The organism is Ideonella sp., from assembly GCF_036277275.1.
In the GTDB taxonomy this organism is placed as follows: Bacteria; Pseudomonadota; Gammaproteobacteria; order Burkholderiales; family Burkholderiaceae_C; genus Ideonella.
Genome location: NZ_DASUNH010000137.1, coordinates 85,273 through 100,718, shown reverse-complemented (window position 1 = coordinate 100,718; position 15,446 = coordinate 85,273). Strand labels below are relative to the sequence as shown.

Sequence of the window (15,446 nt, the reverse complement as noted above, 5' to 3'; positions counted from 1 at the left end):
CCACACAGCCCTGCGTAACTCCTCTCAATCAATTGCCATGGAAACTGCGCGCATCACAATAATCGGAATGGGTCCACGTGGCCTGAGCATACTGGAGCGCATGGTGGAGCATTTGCATGCCCACCCCATGTCGCTCGACATCAAGGTCGATATCGTCGAGCCGGGAGAATGCGGGCAGGGATCACATTCCGCACACCAGCCGGACCACCTTCTGACGAATACGGTGGCGTCGCAGGTCAGCATCTTCGCGCAAGACAGTGTGGTGGCCGGGAGAGACGGCATCTCGCTGACGCAATGGGCGCGTTTGGTCGGTTACCGAAAGTTTGGAAACCGCTATTTCCAGGTCAAGAACAGCAGTGGCGACGAGATCAGCGACCATGACCATCTGCCACGCGACATGCTGGGCGAATACCTGACCTGGGCATTCGACCTCGTTGTGCGTTTTCTTCCGAAGAATGTGCGCATCGAGCATCACCGCCGGCGGGCGACGGATTTGATCGCGCTGGAAAGTGGCGGATTCACCGTCTGCCTCGACAACGGGTTCCAGTACCACGCAGATCAGGTGGTCATCGCGACCGGTCACGGCACACGCACGCCGACCCCCAGCGATCTCGCATTCGATACGTTCGCACGCTCGGCGGGAAGGATGAATTCGAGGCTGAGCTTCCATTCGAGCCCCTATCCCATCCATGGCCTCGACACGATTCCGGCGGCAGCCACCGTGGCGGTGCAAGGCCTGGGCTTGACGGCCTATGACGTCATTTCCGCCCTGACGATCGGGCGGGGAGGCCATTTTTTTGGAGAAAAGGCCAAGCTGCTTTATCGGCCGAGCGGTCGCGAGCCGAAGATCTTGTTGTTCTCGCGGAATTGCCTGCCGTTTGCCGCACGGGGCACCAACCAGAAAGGGATCGCTGGCCGGCATCGGGCGCGCTTCTTTACCGTCGACGCCGTCAAAGCCTTGCAGGCCCGCGCGCTTGCACGCAGCGGAAACCTGCAGCTCGATTTTGTCGAGGAGGTACTGCCGTTGATCGAAAAGGAGATGGCCTATGCCTACCGGGCAGCCCAGACCGGCAGCGATCCGGAGGCCGCGACCTTTCATCCGACGGCCGCCGAGCGCCTGGCGATCTCGAAATTGTTGAACCCGCTCGAAGGTGAAGAATTCTCGTCCTTCGAGAGCTTCAGAAGGTTCTTCCGCGCGCTCGTCGAAACCGATCTGGCCGAAGCGAACAAGGGCAACTTGACGAGCCCGGTGAAGGCCGCGACGGATGTTTTACGTGACACCCGCGAGGCCCTGCGTACGGCGGTCGAATTCGCCGGCCTGACACCGGCGTCTCACCGGGTGTACGTGGAGGACTTCGTTGCCACCACCAACCGGATTTCGTTCGGTCCGCCGCGGCGACGCAATGCCGAGCTGCTCGCGTTGATGGACGCTGGTGTGCTCGACATCGCCGGCGGCCCGGGCAACCAAGTGGTCACCGATGCCGGCAGTGGGCATTTCTGGATTGTCAATCAGCTTGGTGACGAGCCGGTCAGGCACGTGGCGGACGTGCTGGTGATTGCAAGGCTGGATCCCTATTCTCCCCAAACCGATGCTTCAGCCCTCACGAAGAACCTGGTTGGAAGGGGCATCGTGCGGCCGCATGTCAACGGCACCTACCATCCCGGAGGCCTGGACATCAATCACGACATGCAGGTCATCGGTGGCAGCGGCAAACCCCACAAGAACCTGTGGGCCCTCGGGTTTCCTGTCGAGGGGCCGCACTTCTATACGCATGCCCTGCCTCGGCCGTTGATGAATGCCAGATTTACGCAGGATGCGCATCGCTGCGTGGCGCAGATGCTGGGGAAACTGGCGCAAGCGTTGAAAAACGATGAGATGTATCTGGAGGGCACATAGGCGCCATTTTCTCGTCACGAGAGAAGATGCGAATGAATGGCGTCACGAGCATTCGATGGATGAAGTATTGAAACGCATCGTTCCGGTACATCCAACACAGGGGGCTTGAATTCAATGAAACAATCTCACGATATTGCCGCCGCTCACGTGCCAACACAATATGTTTCGCCGCGCCGTCCGCTGGTCACTGCGCTGGCCTTGTCGCTCGCCGCCGCAGTCGCGTTGGGCCTTTCGCGCTTTTCGTACGGGCTGCTGCTGCCATCCATGCGCGACGACCTCAGCTGGTCGTACCTGCTGGCTGGCGCGATGAACACGGGCAACGCGCTCGGGTATTTCATCGGCGCGTTGGCAACACCCGCATTGATGCGTCGCCTGGGCGTCTGGCGCTTGCTGATCACCGGCTCCGTCCTGGCGGGCATATTCATGCTGCTGTCGGGCATGGTGACGGATGCCACCGCGTTGTTCCTGCAACGCGTGTGTGCGGGTGTCGCCAGTGCGTTCATCTTCATCGCTGGCGGCGTTCTGGCGGCGCGGCTGGGGTCGATGCACAACGAGCGGGCCGGTTTCCTGATCGGCTTGTACTACGGTGGCACGGGCTTCGGTATCGCGCTCTCGGCCTTGCTGGTGCCGGTGGCACTGGCGTCCGCGCAAGAACGCGGAACTGCGCACCCTTGGCAATGGCCATGGCTGGCCCTTGGACTCACCTGTCTCGTCGCGACCGCCGTGATGGCCTTGCCGGCGAAGACGATAGGCGAAGCGCCGCCCCGCCAGGGCGGCAAGCAACGGTTCGCCGCCAAGGATTTTTCCTTCGCGTTGAGCGGCTACTTCATGTTCGGGGTCGGCTACATCGGCTACATGACCTTCGTGGTCGCCTTGCTCAAGCAACAGGGCATGCCTGCCGGCTTGATCACCCTGTTCTACACGCTGCTCGGCCTGGCGGTGGTGGCGTCATCGCGCATCTGGGCGCGCATGCTGGATCGCTTCAAAGGCGGTGAATCGCTGGCGATCCTGAACGGCATATTGGGGGCGGTCTCCATCTTGCCGGCATTGACCAGCGCGGTGCCCGTCGTCTTTCTCTCGGGCATCGTGTTCGGCGCGGTATTTCTGTCGGTGGTCGCGTCGACCACGGCCCTGGTGCGACATAACCTGCCGCCAGAGTCCTGGCCCGCTGGTATCAGCGCGTTCACCATGGCATTTGCCTTCGGCCAAATCGTCGGCCCGACCATGGTGGGCTGGATCGCCGATGGTTCGGGCGGACTGGAGCGCGGCTTGATCGTGTCGGCGTTCGCATTGTTCATCGGTGCGGCCCTCGCCTCCCGGCAGAAAGCACTGCGCCGGCCCGCTGAAGTTTCGTAGTTTTAAAAACGGTATCGCGGGCGCCAATCAAACTCGTCATCCGGAGAAGACATCATGCAGGATCGAAAAGGTGGCTGCCTGTGCGGGGCCGTTCGTTACACGTTGAAAAGCGAACCGCGGGCCATTGCGGTATGCCATTGCACGCACTGCCAGAAACTGAGCGGAAGCGTGGTCTCCTTCAATGTCGTCGTCAAAGAAGCTGACTATGAGCAGCAGGGTGAGACCAAGCTTTTCATCGACCAAGGTGACAGTGGGCAACCCGTCTATCGATACTTCTGCGACGGCTGCGGCTCTCCGATCTTGGCGAAGATTGCGGCGGCACCTGGAAAGGTCGTCGTGAAGGCGGGCACCCTCGACAGCATGGAGGGGTTGACGCCCCAGGCCGAGATATATACCGATCATGCGGTCAGCTGGCTCGCGCCGATCGCAGGGGCCGCGCGTTCTGCGCGGAGTCATTAGCCGCCGATAGACCCATGAGGGCTCGGCGACTGATGGTGAATTCGAGCGACGATCAAACCAAGTGTTATTTCATTCAAATGATCACGGAGAAATCAGCATGCTAGACGTCACATTGAACGAGGAATTGGCTGCGGCGATGACTGCTGCAGTCGGCACATCGTATGTCCAGGGAGGGATCAAGCGCACGGTGCTGCAAAAGACCAATTTCCCGGATGGCTATACCGTCAACTTCAACCTGATCGAAGTTCCGAACGGGACCAGCGCGTCCCCGCACACCCATCCCGGTCTCGAGGTCACGTATGTCCTCGAGGGCGAGTTCGACTTGGTCACAAAGGGCAAGCCGGATCGCCGCTTCAAGCCCGGCATGTCGTACATGGTGGCGGACAGCGATGTGCACTTTGCCAGGGTTTTGGGCGACAAGCCGATCAAGCTGCTGTGTGTCTTCATCCAGGAGCAGACCCAGCCGGTGGCCATTGTGGTGGGCAGCCCGGAGGCACGTCAGGGCTAGTGCCGCCAATTGAGCGGGCGCTCACTGCGCCCATGAAGGCCGGCGCATGGGAGGCCGGCTCCCCGTTTCGCTTCCGGCACATATCGGCGTGAAAGGACTTGCTTCGATGAACGCGTTTCAGTGGTTGGCCGCATTGCTTGCGGTGACGGCGGGCGGGCCGGTGGTGGCTGGCGACACCTCTCCCGTCGTGATCCAGATTGATGCTGCGGCAACCCTCGGTCCGTACCGCACCGACATCAGCCGCCGGACCTTTGGCAGCGGCGTCGAATTCAGCACCGCTCAGTGGCGCTGGACGTTTGACAATCTCAGCGACGTCGGCGGTACGCCGGTCTCGTCCAAAACCGCTGACACGATCGACAGCCTGTCCTTGGGCACCTTGCGGTTTCCCAATGGCAACAGCTCATTCCTCTATATTTGGGATGATCCGATTCATAGCTATCCCTCCTTGCCTCATCCGACGCAATGGAACGCTTATTTGACACCAGCTGAAATCAACCGCTATACCGCTGCGGACAGCCTGGACATGGAGCGACTGTTCGAGGTGAATACGGTCTTCTGGCTGAAGTACAACCCTTGGGGATTCCAGTACATCAACAAGAACCAATTCAGCAGCCCGCCGCTGCCTCCCGAAATCGATCCCACCAATCTGTCCATTGCGGCCTCGAAGGCGGCCGCCTGGGTGGCGAGCCCGGAAGGCGCCACCACCTTGTGGTGGGAGGTGGGCAACGAAGATTGGTCTCGTTGGAATGCGAGCCAGCACGCCGATATCTTTTTCGAATTTCAGGGCAAGATGAAAGCAGCCCGGCCGGAAATAAAGCTGCTGGCTCAGGGATTGGCGGCAGACTACCAAGACAACAAGGCGAAAGCATGGCTCGATGCCTTGAAGTCGAAACTCAGCGATGCCGGCAAGCTGGACAGCGTCTACGCCTACTCCATCCACCAGTACTTGTCAGCAAAGCCTTATGAGGGGGCGAGCTTGGCGTCGCGGCGAAAAAAGCAGACCCAGGAGATGCTGTACGAGGTGGACCGTGGCGCCGAGATTGAAAACGTCAAAGCGTTGCTCGGCACGGATGACCCTCACTCACCCACGCGATCGTGGAAGATCTGGATGACCGAGTTCAATGTGTTCCAGAACAATGCGGCAGGGGAGTTTCAGGTATTGCAGGACATGGGGCACGCCCTGGTGATGGCCGATTGGACGGGCAAGTTGCTGGAGCAGAATGTCGAACGCATGTTCTACCATTCTCTCGATACCCACCCCGCTTTCTCGCTCGTTCAGTACGCCAATGGCACGCATCCGGGCGGTGAAGATATTGAATTCCCTCAGGTCCAGGCGCCGGGATATGCGTACAGCATCTACGCCCAGCAATTCGGCAAGACCATGGTCCGCAACCGAATCAAGAACAACCGACTGCTGACGACGCCGAACGGAAAGCATCACTATGGCCAGGTGTCGACGTATTCGTCCATCAGCGAGGACGAGAGTTCACTGCGGGTGATGGTCATCAACCGTGACTTGAACAAGAGCGTCTCGGTCAACCTGAACACCATGGACACGAACCCCCGACGAACGCTTGCGGACGGGAAGTACGGCTATCGGGTGTTGCGTTCGGACCGCTTGACCGACAACAACCACGTCGTGAAAGACACGGTGCGCTGGACGGATACCGCGTACTTCGATCAAACAGCCGGTGGACTGAAGAACGTCAAGTTGCCGCCGGCGTCCGCCAATCTGTTCATCCTCCCGCTGGCGCCGCGCGTGGACAGAGCGGCCGGGCCGAGCAACGATCAAGCAAGCAGGTGAAGCAGGCCATCGTCGGCCGCGGCGTCTCGCGGTGACGTCGGTCGCGCTCGTCCGCGGGCCGGCCCCAAGCACGGGGTCAGAGCGTGTAGTCGAAGTCGTACAGGTGCTGGCCGTTCTCGATCCGCAGCACGAAACGCCCGGCCAGCCCCGCCAACTCACCGCTGCCGGACCCCGGCACGACACTGATCGCCAACTGCTGCGCGCCGCGGTCCATCTGACCGCTGTGCTGGAACACGAAACTGCCCGTGCGCCCATGCAGCGTGCCGACGAAGCGCTCGATCGCCACGTATCCGGCCGAACCCGGTGTGTCGCTCACTGCGGTCAGCATCTGGCCCTCGCCCGTGCCCTGCAAATCACCATCGAAACGCTTGTGCAGCAACATCCGGCCCAACTGCGTGCCGCTGCCTTCGACTGCGGCGGTTTCCGGCCCGGCTGGCTGCGGCTCCATCTTCACTTCGAAGTGGCCGCTGGCAAGGCGAGTCTGCGAGGAGGGCGTCTGGTCTGGTGGCAAGGGCATCTCCGGTCGTGGCTTGAAACGTTGCGGGCCCGCATTCGACATCAAGCCCGTGGCGTTGTCCATCCACGAAAGAAGGGCCCACCGCGGCGACCCTCAGCGAGCCCTGTCACCCGCGGCCCTGCCTGGGGCGGAGTCGCTCAATTCAAGGACTGGCTTGTATCAACGAGCACTCGGAGACACCCTTCTTGCCCTGTTCCGCGTCGACCAGTTGCAGCTTCGATCCGCCCGACATCATGCCCATCTTCACCTCTTGCCAAACGAAGTACAGCTTGCCCCCTTCGGTGTCGAGGTCCAGCACGGAGCCGTCTCCTTGTGAGGTGATGCGGTGCTTGCCCGGCGCCAGGTCGAACTTGAAGTACGACTTGGGACCGGTATTTCCAGCCAACTTGCCATCGACCGTGACGGGCATCGACAGCGCCGCGCCCATGGTTTCATTGCGGTAGACATAGACCTGTGCGACACCCGCCTTCGGCTGGAAAGTCTTGGCGGCAGTGTCGGCCTCCGCCGGTGCCTTGTTGACGCTGGCACAGCCAGCGAGAAACGCAAAAGCGGAAATAACGACAGCCTTGCCCAGGGCGACGATGATTCTCATGAGATCTCCTTCAGGTGGACGATTGGAAGTTCTCGTGACGTCCCCGCCAGACTCGAAGCACACGTGTTGCACCCAACGCTGCCCACCAAGACTGGCAAGGGGCAGGGCTCCCGCTCCCGCCGACGGGCAGGATACGACGGCGTCTTCGCGTTGTCAGTGAACAGCCCCTCTTCGCGAATCGGCATGGCACAGCGCAAACCCCTGAGTGCGCGCAGCGCCGCTCACCTTCAAGCGGCGTGCGCGGATCCGGCGCGGCCGGTCCGCTGCGTGAGCCCCCGTCGGGGGGAAGGCCCCCGAGGGGCCGTGGGGGCCTACTTGACCCAGGTGTTGAGTTGGATGATCGGCAGCAGCACCGACAGCACGATCAGCATCACCACGACGCCCATGGCAACGATCAGCAGCGGCTCCAGAATCGTGGCCACGGCGAGGGCGCGGCGCTGCACCTCGCCGCCGAGCTGGCGGGCAGCGCGGTCCAGCATCACCGGCAGCTTGCCGGTCTGTTCACCCAGGCGCGCGAACATGGCGAGCAAGCCCGGGAAGCGTTTCTTGGCCGCCATCGCCGAGGCCAGCGGTGCGCCCTCGCGCACCTGCACGAGCGCCGCCATCGCGTCGGCGCGCATCGCGCGGTTGCCCAGTGTTTCGGCCGCCGCCTGCAAGGCCTTCAGGATCGGCACCCCGGCGCCGGCCAACATGGCCAGCGTGCCGGCGAAGCGCGCGGCGTTGTAGCCGCGGGCCAGTCGGCCGAACAGCGGCAGCCGCAGCGTGGCGGCGTCGAAGCGCTCGCGGAAGGCTTCGTTGCGCAGCGAGAAGCTGAGCATCGCCACGCCGGCGATCAGCAGCACGACGACGATCCAGCCGTACTGGCGCACGAAGGCGCTGATGGCCAGCATGATCACCGTCAGCGTCGGCAATGCGCGCTTGGTGCTGGTGAAGACCGAGGCCACCTGCGGCACCACGTAGGTGACCAGGAAGGTGACGATGACGATCGCGATCAGCGAGACGATGGCCGGGTACAGCATCGCACCCAGTACCTTGGCTTTCAGCGCCTGGCGGTCTTCCAGATCGTCGGCCAGTTTCTCCAGCACACCGCCGAGGGCGCCGCTGGCCTCGCCGGCCGCGACCACCGCACGGTAGACGTCGTCGAACTCGCGCGGGCTGGACGACAACGCGCGGGCGAACGAGCTGCCGGCATTGACCTCGCTGCGCAGGTGGGCGAGCAGCTCGCGCTGGCGCGGTTCTTCGGCCTCGTCGGCCAACGCCGTCAAGGCACGCTCGAGCGGCAGCCCGGAGCCGACCAGGCCGGCCAGCTGGCGCGTCCACACGGTCAGTCCGCTGGCGCTGAAGGCGCGCCGGCCAAGGCGACTGCGGCCACTGCCGATGCCGGCGTTGCCACCTTCGTTGGCCACGCCCACTGGCGTCACCGCCAGCGGCACCAGGTCTTTGGCGCGGACCTGGGCCCGCGCACCCTTGGCGTTGTCGGCCTCGACGATGCCGGTCGTCGTCTTGCCGGCGGCGTCGAGGGCTTCGAACTTGAAGGCGGTCATCGGGGGTTACCGGCGGGTCGGGTCATTCGCGGGTCACGCGCAGCACTTCTTCTTGCGAGGTGATGCCGGAGTCGATCAGGCGTTGGCCGTCATCGCGCATGGTGCGAAAGCCCGCGGCCTCGGCGGCCACGTAGAGCTGGCTCTCGGCCGCGCGGTTGTGGATCAGCGCACGGATCTTGTCGTCCACCACCATCAGCTCGTAGACGCCCGTGCGGCCCTTGTAGCCGGTGTTCGCGCACTCGGGGCAGCCGACCGGGTGCCAGCGGCCACGCTCGTCCTGCTTCTTGCAGACCGGGCAGAGCTTGCGCACCAAGCGCTGGGCCAGCACACCCAGCAGGCTGGAGCTGAGCAGGAACGGCTCGACGCCCATGTCGGTCAAGCGGGTGACGGCGCTCAGTGCGTCGTTGGTGTGCAGCGTGGCCAGCACCAGGTGACCGGTCAGCGAGGCCTGGATCGCGATCTGGGCGGTTTCGAAATCGCGGATCTCGCCGATCATGATCACGTCCGGATCCTGGCGCAGGATCGCGCGCAGTGCGGTCGCGAAGGTCAGGTCGATTGCCGCGTTGACCTGGGTCTGGCCGATGCCGGGCAGCTCGTACTCGACCGGGTTCTCGACCGTCAGCACGTTGGTGGTGGCGGTGTCCAGGCGGGTCATTGCCGCGTACAGCGTGGTCGTCTTGCCCGACCCGGTCGGGCCGGTGACCAGCACGATGCCGTGCGGCTGCTGCACCTGCCGGTTGAACGCGGTCAGCACGTCGCCGCTCATGCCCAAACTTTCGAGGCTGAACTTGGCTTCGGTTTTGTCCAGCAGACGCAGCACGGCGCGTTCGCCGTGGGCCGAGGGCAGGGTGGAGACCCGCACGTCGATCGCCCGGCCGCCGATGCGCAGCGAGATGCGGCCGTCTTGCGGCAAGCGCTTCTCGGCGATGTCCAGCTCGGCCATGATCTTCAGGCGCGAGATCAGCGCGGCGTGCAGCGCCTTGTTCGGCTGCACCACCTGGCGCAGCGTACCGTCGACGCGAAAGCGCACCGACGAGCTGCGTTCGTACGGCTCGATGTGGATGTCGCTCGCGCCGTCTTTCGCGGCTTGCGTCAACAGCGCGTTGAGCATGCGGATGATCGGCGCATCGTTGGCGGCTTCGAGCAGGTCTTCGACCGCCGGCAGCTCCTGCATCATGCGCGACAGGTCGACGGCGCTTTCGACTTCACCGACGACCGCCGCGGCGCTGGCCTCGCCGCCGGCATAGGCCTCGGCCAGGCGCTTGTCCAGCGTGTCGGTGGCCTCGGACTCCATGCGGTCGACCGCATAGCGGCGCAGCACTTCGGTCAGCGCGCTGCGCGGGGTCGAGTCGGCCAGGCGCAGCACGAGCTGGCGACCGTCGTCCTCCAGCAGCAGGGTGTTCGCCTTCGCGAAGGCGTAAGGCAGCGGGTGGCGTTGGCCCATGGGGTGCCTCTTTCCTGGCGGCTTATTGGCCGGGCGTCGGCGCGGGCACGGTGGCCGGCGCTGAGGCCGGGGTCGGCGGCACGACGACCTGCTGGTCCGGCAGCTTGCCGGCCTTGCGCTCCGGCAGCACGAGGTTGCCGTCCACCGGCACCAGGGTTGTCGGGTCGCGCTGGATGTTCTGCTGCACCGCGCGAATCGCGTCGTAGCGGTCGACCATCATCTGCTCGGCTTGCTGCGGCGAGCGGATCACGACCGGGCGCAGGAACAGCATCAGGTTGCTCTTCGTGCGCTTGCGGGCTTCGTTCTTGAACAGGTTGCCGATGACGGGAATGCTGCCCAGCACCGGCACCGCGTTGTCGCTGTCGCCGTACTCGTCTTTCAGCAGGCCGCCCAGCACCATCATGCTGCCGTCGTCGACGACCACGGTGGTTTCGATCGAGCTCTTGTCGGTGATTTGCTGGCCGCCAGCGCGCAGCGAGCTGTTTTCCTGGAACACCGTCATGCGCACGGTGCCGCCTTCGCCGATCTGGCTCTTGATGCGCAGCGTGATGCCGACGTCCTTGCGCTCGATCGTCTGGAACGGGTTGACCGCGCCATTGCCGGTACCGGTGTTGGTGAACGAGCCGGTGGTGAACGGCACGTTCGAGCCGATCACGATCTTGGCTTCCTCGTTGTCCAGCGCCACGAGGTTCGGCGTCGACAGCACGTTGGCGCCGGTGTTGGTCTCGAGGAAGCGAGCCAGCGCGCCGAGGGTGTAGAAACCGGCGATCTTGCGGAACACACCGATGTTCAGGCCGTTGCCGAGCAGCGCGCTCGGGTTGCTGGTGGTGCCGGTGCTGGTGCCGGAGGTGGCGCCCGACAACGACAGGTCGACGATGTTGCCGACGGAGCCGAAGTTGGTGCCGGCCACGCCGACGACATTGGCGTCGGTGCTGGCGTTGCCGAGCAGGCTTTGCCACTGGAAGCCGAACTCGGCCGCTTTTTCGGCATCGACCTTGACGATCAGCGTCTCGACATAGACCTGCGCGCGGCGGGTGTCGAGCTGGTCGATGACCTGGCGCATCTGGCGGTACACCGGCTCGGGCGCCGAGATGATCAGCGAGTTGGTCGCCGGGTCGGCCTGGATCTGACCGCCGGTCGACGGGCTGGCCGACGCGGCCACCGGCGTGGTCGACGCGGCGCTCATGCCCGACGAGGTGCCGCCGGTGTTGCCGGCCGGGCTGGTGTTGGCGGCCACGTTCGGGCTTGGGCGCGACACGCCAGCGCCCGAGCTGAAGCTGCTGCCCGAGCTGCTGGCGCCGCTGGTCGACGCCGTGCCACTGGCAATCGCGGCGCGCAGCACTTCGGCCAGCTTCACCGCATCGGCGTTCTTCAGGTAGACGACCCAGATGTTGCCAGCCGGGCCACCGCCCGGAATCGGCTTGTCGAGCTTCTCGATCAGCGACTTGACGGCATTCATGCGCACCGGGTTGGCGGTGCGGACGATCAGCGCATTGCTGCGCGGCTCGACCATGATCGAGGTCGCGGCCGCCTGGGTGTTGGCGCCGCCGGGGATGTTGGCGCCGCCGCCGCCTTCGGCCAGCTTCTGCAGCAACGGGGCCAGGTCGGCCGCCAGCGCGTGATGCACCGGAATGACCTCGATCTCGGACGCCGCCGGCTGGTCCAGCGCGGCGATGATCTTGGCCAGGCGCTGCAGGTTGTCGGCGTAGTCGGTGATGATCAGCGTGCCGTTGGCCGGGTTCGCATTGATCGTGTTGTTGGCGCTGATCAGCGGCCGCAGCACGGCCACCAGGCTGTTCGGGTTCTCGTGGTTGAGGCGGAAGATCTGCGTCAGGATCTGGTCGCCGCGCAGCGTCGGCGCGCCGATCGACACGGTACCGGCCTGCAGCTTGGCCTCGGCTTCCGGCACGACCTTCAGCAGCCCGGCGTTCTCGACCACCGTGAAGCCCATGCCGCGCAGCGCGGCCAGGTAGCTGCGCCAGGCCTCTTGCGGCGGCTGCGCCTTCTCGCTGGTGACGGTGATCTGGCCCTTGACCCGCGGGTCGACGACGATCTGGCGGTCCAGCATTGCGCCGATCGCCTTCGAGACGGCTTCGATCTCGGCGTTGATGAAGTTCAGCGTCACCGGGGCCTTGGCGCGCGTCTTGGGCATCGGAGGATCGTCGGATTCGTTCGACTGGCCATGGACGACGGGCGTGACGGCCATCAGGGCCGCCAGGGCCAGCGGGGCCCAACGGCCACGCCATGCTGCGGCTGGGCGAGCGAGCGGGTTCTTCATGGGGTGGAGGCGGTGGTGCAAGGTCATGATCACCCGATCGAAATGACGGACGACGCGCCGTTGCGGCGTCCGATGATGTTCAGCAAGTTGTTCAGTGCCGGCTCGAAGCCCGGCGCGGCGCGCGCGTCGCCATTGAATTTGAGGCCGCGCTCGCCGAATTGGCCGCTGCCGTTGAGCTGCAGCGCGCCTTCCAGTGTGCGCAGCGTGATCGACGGGCGGGCCGCCGCGCCGCTGGCGCCTTCTGCGCCGCCGCTGAGGCCGATGCGGTAGCTGCCCAGCGCATCGAGCGTGGACAGGCGCGACGAGGCCTGCAGCCAGTCCAGGTCGGCGTGGCCACGGACCTGCCAGGTGCCGCCGCGCGACTCGAGCGTCAGGCCCTGCGTGGCCAGGCGCAGCTGGCCGCCCGGGCGCAAGGTGTTCCAGGGGGCGCCCAGGCCTTCGAGCCAGGCGGCCGGCCAGTGGCCCACGCCATTGGCCGCGGGCTTGACGGCGACAGTCATCTTGCCCCAGCCCGGGCGCCATTCCAGCTCCAGCCCCGGCTCAATGCAGCAGCCCTGCGACAGCTTCAGCCGCAGACCACCGAAGAACGGTGACAGTGACCAGTCGAGCCGGGAGGGCAGCACTGCGGCGTCCTTGCTGCCGGCGCCGCCGGTCAGCACCGGCAGGGCGCTGCCCCGCCAGAGGCTGCCCTCGGCTTCGGCCAGCAGCAGGCGTCCGTTGGTGGCGCTGGCCACGTTGTCGGCCAGCCAGGCGGCCGGCGCATAGGCGATGAGCGCGTACAGGCCACCCAGCACCGCGCCGGCCACGGCCCAGCGGCCGAGATGGGGCGAATTGGCCGCCGCCTGCAGGCCGCTGCGTGCACGCCGCATCCCCAGCAAGATGCTGTCGTCGAAAGTGGACAGGCTCCAACCGGTGCGGGTGGGGGACTTGGCCATGGGCGTCGCTTGCCGCTCAGGAGGTGGCGGCCAGGGTGACCACCACCTGGCCGGACAGACCGCCTTCGGCCCGGTTGACCTGCATGTCGACCGGCCGCGCGCGCGCGCCGCTGCGCACCTCGGCCAGCCAGGTTCGCAGCGCTTCCGGCGAGACGCCGGTGACGTTCAAGGTGGCGCGGTCGCCGATCTGGCTGAGCTTGCCATTGGCGCCGAGCCGGTCGGTCGCCGACTTGAGCGCTTCGGCCGCTTGAGCCGCGTTGACCGGTGGTTGGGTCTTCAGGTCACGCGCCTCGTTGGCCAGGCGCTGCATTTGCATCCAGTCGAGCTCGAGGGCACGCTTTTGCGCCGGCACGGTCTTCCAGGTCGTCCAGGCCGAGTACAGACCCACGTACCAAAGCAGCAGCAGCGCGATGGCACCGATGCCGGCGCCGACCAACGCGCGTTCGCGCGCCGTCATGCGGGCCCAGCGCTGGCGAAGTTCTTGTTGTGCGTTCATCGCGGGCTCACCTGTCAACGTTGTTGTTCACGCCGGTGGGCGATTGGGTCGGCATGCGTTGCGGCTGCTCGGGCAACGGGGCGCCGGCGCGCGGCGGCATGCTGCCCTGCGGGCCCGCCGGCAGACCGGGGGGCAGGCCGCGTTGGACGGGCTGCGCACCGGTACCTGGGGGCGCCATCCGCGGCGGCGGTGGCGAAGCCGTCGCGCCGCCGGGGCCCTGGTTCGGTGCCGGCGTGGCCGCGGGGGCGGTCGGGCCTGCCCGCGTCGGGGCCAACGCCGGCTCCGGCCCGAGGTCGATGACCTTGGCCCGGGTCAGCGTCAGCCGGCCCGGCACCGACTCGGCCTCGTAGCCGAGCGGACGCAGTCGCGAGCGGAAACCTTCGACTTCTTGCGGGCTCCAGCCGGCGCTGGTGATGCTCAGGCGGCCGGGCTCGTACTTCAGGCCGTCGGCCGGTGCGCGCGACGGGGGCCAGGCGGCCTCGGCCGCGTACATCAATGGCTCCAGGTCGGCCTCGCCGGGCTTGCCGGCCGAGGCGCGCAGCAGGTCGATTTCCTTTTGCATCTGCGCCGGCGCGTCGACGATCGCGCGCACTTGCGGAAAGGTGGTTTGCAGCAGCGCGGTCATCGCCGCCTTCTGCTTCGTGACCGCCTGGCGCTGTTGCCAGGCCCAGACGTTGACGCCGACGAGGTTCAACAGCAGCAGCACGGCCACGCCATAGCGCGCCGGGCGCCAGGTCGGCGAGGTCCACAACTGTTGCAGCAATTCCTTCGCGGCGCGGCTGCCGCGCCGCTGCGGGGCCAGGTCGAACTGGCGCAGGTTCCATTCGCTGCGCGACGCGGCAAACAGGAACTCGCTGTTCGACAGGGCGGCCACGTTGCCGCCGGCCAGGCGCACTGCGTCGGCCGCACACTCGGGCTCGGACGTCCAGCGCACCGGCAGGTCGCCACCGATGCGGGCGATGAAGGTGCGTGTCGCTTCGCTGGCCGCCGGCAAGCACAGCGGGCCTTGGCTGTCGCGCCAGGCCAGCTGGGTGCCGGGGTCGCTGCCGTCGGCCAGCGGCTCGCCGCGGAAGAAGTGGCCCGCCGGCGCGTCGTCCGGCACCCAGGCCGGCACCACGCGTTCGACAGTCAGGCCGCTGGCTTCGATCGCCTCGAGCTGGGCCTTCAACCAGGGCTTGCTCAACGCGGCCACCCAGACCGAGTCGCCGGCTTTGGCATGCGGCGCCAGCGCGAGGTGCAGCTCGCTGTCGTCTTCGAGCAGCACGTCTTCCAGCACGCTGGACAGCGCAGCGCGCAGCTTGGCCGGCGGCGCCTTCGGCAGCGTGACGCGATGCCAGCCGACGCCGTTGGATGGCACCACCGCCACCACCGACTGGGCCTTGGGCAACTGCGCCGGCGCGGAGCGGCTGGCCTGCAGACGCGGCCCGCTGTCGGCGCTGAACACATAGTCGTATTCGGCCGGCGCGAACGCGGCACCCGCCGCCCCCTGGGACGACAGCCGGGGCGGCACGGGCAAGGCAACGATCAGGGTCGACATGGATGCGTGTTCAGGACCGGTTCACACGATGCAGGGCAAGGGCCGCTGCGCATGGGAGCGCTATTGTGGCGTGGCGCGC

The 15,446-nt window shown here is 65.8% G+C and carries 13 protein-coding genes; 5 read left to right on the top strand and 8 right to left on the bottom strand.

The annotated features are described in order from the left end of the window. The first annotated feature begins 37 nt into the window (after positions 1-37). From VFY73_RS23925 to VFY73_RS23905, 5 genes are all read left to right on the top strand, one after another. Positions 38-1,897, top strand: coding sequence for an FAD/NAD(P)-binding protein (locus tag VFY73_RS23925; protein WP_329723547.1), 1,860 nt, complete (start codon positions 38-40; stop codon positions 1,895-1,897). Between the two features lie 114 nt (positions 1,898-2,011). Continuing rightward, positions 2,012-3,253 carry a YbfB/YjiJ family MFS transporter gene (locus VFY73_RS23920; RefSeq protein ID WP_329723545.1) on the top strand — a complete coding sequence of 414 codons (1,242 nt, stop codon included), beginning with the start codon at positions 2,012-2,014 and terminating at the stop codon, positions 3,251-3,253. 54 nt (positions 3,254-3,307) lie between these two features. Then, positions 3,308-3,712, top strand: a complete 405-nt coding sequence (locus VFY73_RS23915; protein WP_329723543.1) for a GFA family protein — start codon at positions 3,308-3,310, stop codon at positions 3,710-3,712. A 97-nt stretch (positions 3,713-3,809) separates the two neighbouring features. After that, complete coding sequence (locus VFY73_RS23910) at positions 3,810-4,220, top strand: cupin domain-containing protein (protein WP_329723541.1); 411 nt, start codon at positions 3,810-3,812, stop codon at positions 4,218-4,220. Positions 4,221-4,326: 106 nt separating this feature from the next. Beyond that, on the top strand, positions 4,327-6,024 hold the full coding sequence (locus VFY73_RS23905) for a hypothetical protein (RefSeq protein WP_329723539.1): 1,698 nt from the start codon (positions 4,327-4,329) through the stop codon (positions 6,022-6,024). 76 nt (positions 6,025-6,100) lie between these two features. On the opposite strand, the gene VFY73_RS23900 is transcribed toward VFY73_RS23905, so the two are convergent. The 8 genes from VFY73_RS23900 to gspL form a co-directional block, all read right to left on the bottom strand. Further along, on the bottom strand, positions 6,101-6,535 hold the full coding sequence (locus VFY73_RS23900) for a DUF3224 domain-containing protein (RefSeq protein WP_329723537.1): 435 nt from the start codon (positions 6,533-6,535) through the stop codon (positions 6,101-6,103). A 148-nt stretch (positions 6,536-6,683) separates the two neighbouring features. After that, the gene (locus VFY73_RS23895; protein WP_329723535.1) at positions 6,684-7,133 is read right to left on the bottom strand and encodes a DUF2846 domain-containing protein; all 450 of its coding nucleotides are present in this window, start codon (positions 7,131-7,133) and stop codon (positions 6,684-6,686) included. Between the two features lie 311 nt (positions 7,134-7,444). Then, positions 7,445-8,677 carry a type II secretion system inner membrane protein GspF gene (gspF, locus tag VFY73_RS23890; protein WP_329723533.1) on the bottom strand — a complete coding sequence of 411 codons (1,233 nt, stop codon included), beginning with the start codon at positions 8,675-8,677 and terminating at the stop codon, positions 7,445-7,447. Between the two features lie 22 nt (positions 8,678-8,699). Continuing rightward, positions 8,700-10,121 carry a type II secretion system ATPase GspE gene (gspE, locus tag VFY73_RS23885; protein ID WP_329723532.1) on the bottom strand — a complete coding sequence of 474 codons (1,422 nt, stop codon included), beginning with the start codon at positions 10,119-10,121 and terminating at the stop codon, positions 8,700-8,702. A gap of 22 nt (positions 10,122-10,143) precedes the next feature. Next, a complete protein-coding gene (gene gspD, locus VFY73_RS23880; protein ID WP_329723530.1) occupies positions 10,144-12,399 on the bottom strand; it encodes a type II secretion system secretin GspD in 2,256 nt (751 codons plus the stop codon). Between the two features lie 29 nt (positions 12,400-12,428). Next, complete coding sequence (gspN, locus tag VFY73_RS23875; protein ID WP_329723526.1) at positions 12,429-13,334, bottom strand: type II secretion system protein N; 906 nt, start codon at positions 13,332-13,334, stop codon at positions 12,429-12,431. Between the two features lie 16 nt (positions 13,335-13,350). Continuing rightward, positions 13,351-13,830: a type II secretion system protein GspM gene (gene gspM / locus VFY73_RS23870; RefSeq protein ID WP_329723524.1), complete on the bottom strand. Its 480-nt coding sequence runs from the start codon at positions 13,828-13,830 to the stop codon at positions 13,351-13,353. Between the two features lie 7 nt (positions 13,831-13,837). Next, positions 13,838-15,367 carry a type II secretion system protein GspL gene (gspL, locus tag VFY73_RS23865; protein ID WP_329723522.1) on the bottom strand — a complete coding sequence of 510 codons (1,530 nt, stop codon included), beginning with the start codon at positions 15,365-15,367 and terminating at the stop codon, positions 13,838-13,840. Positions 15,368-15,446 lie beyond the last annotated feature (79 nt).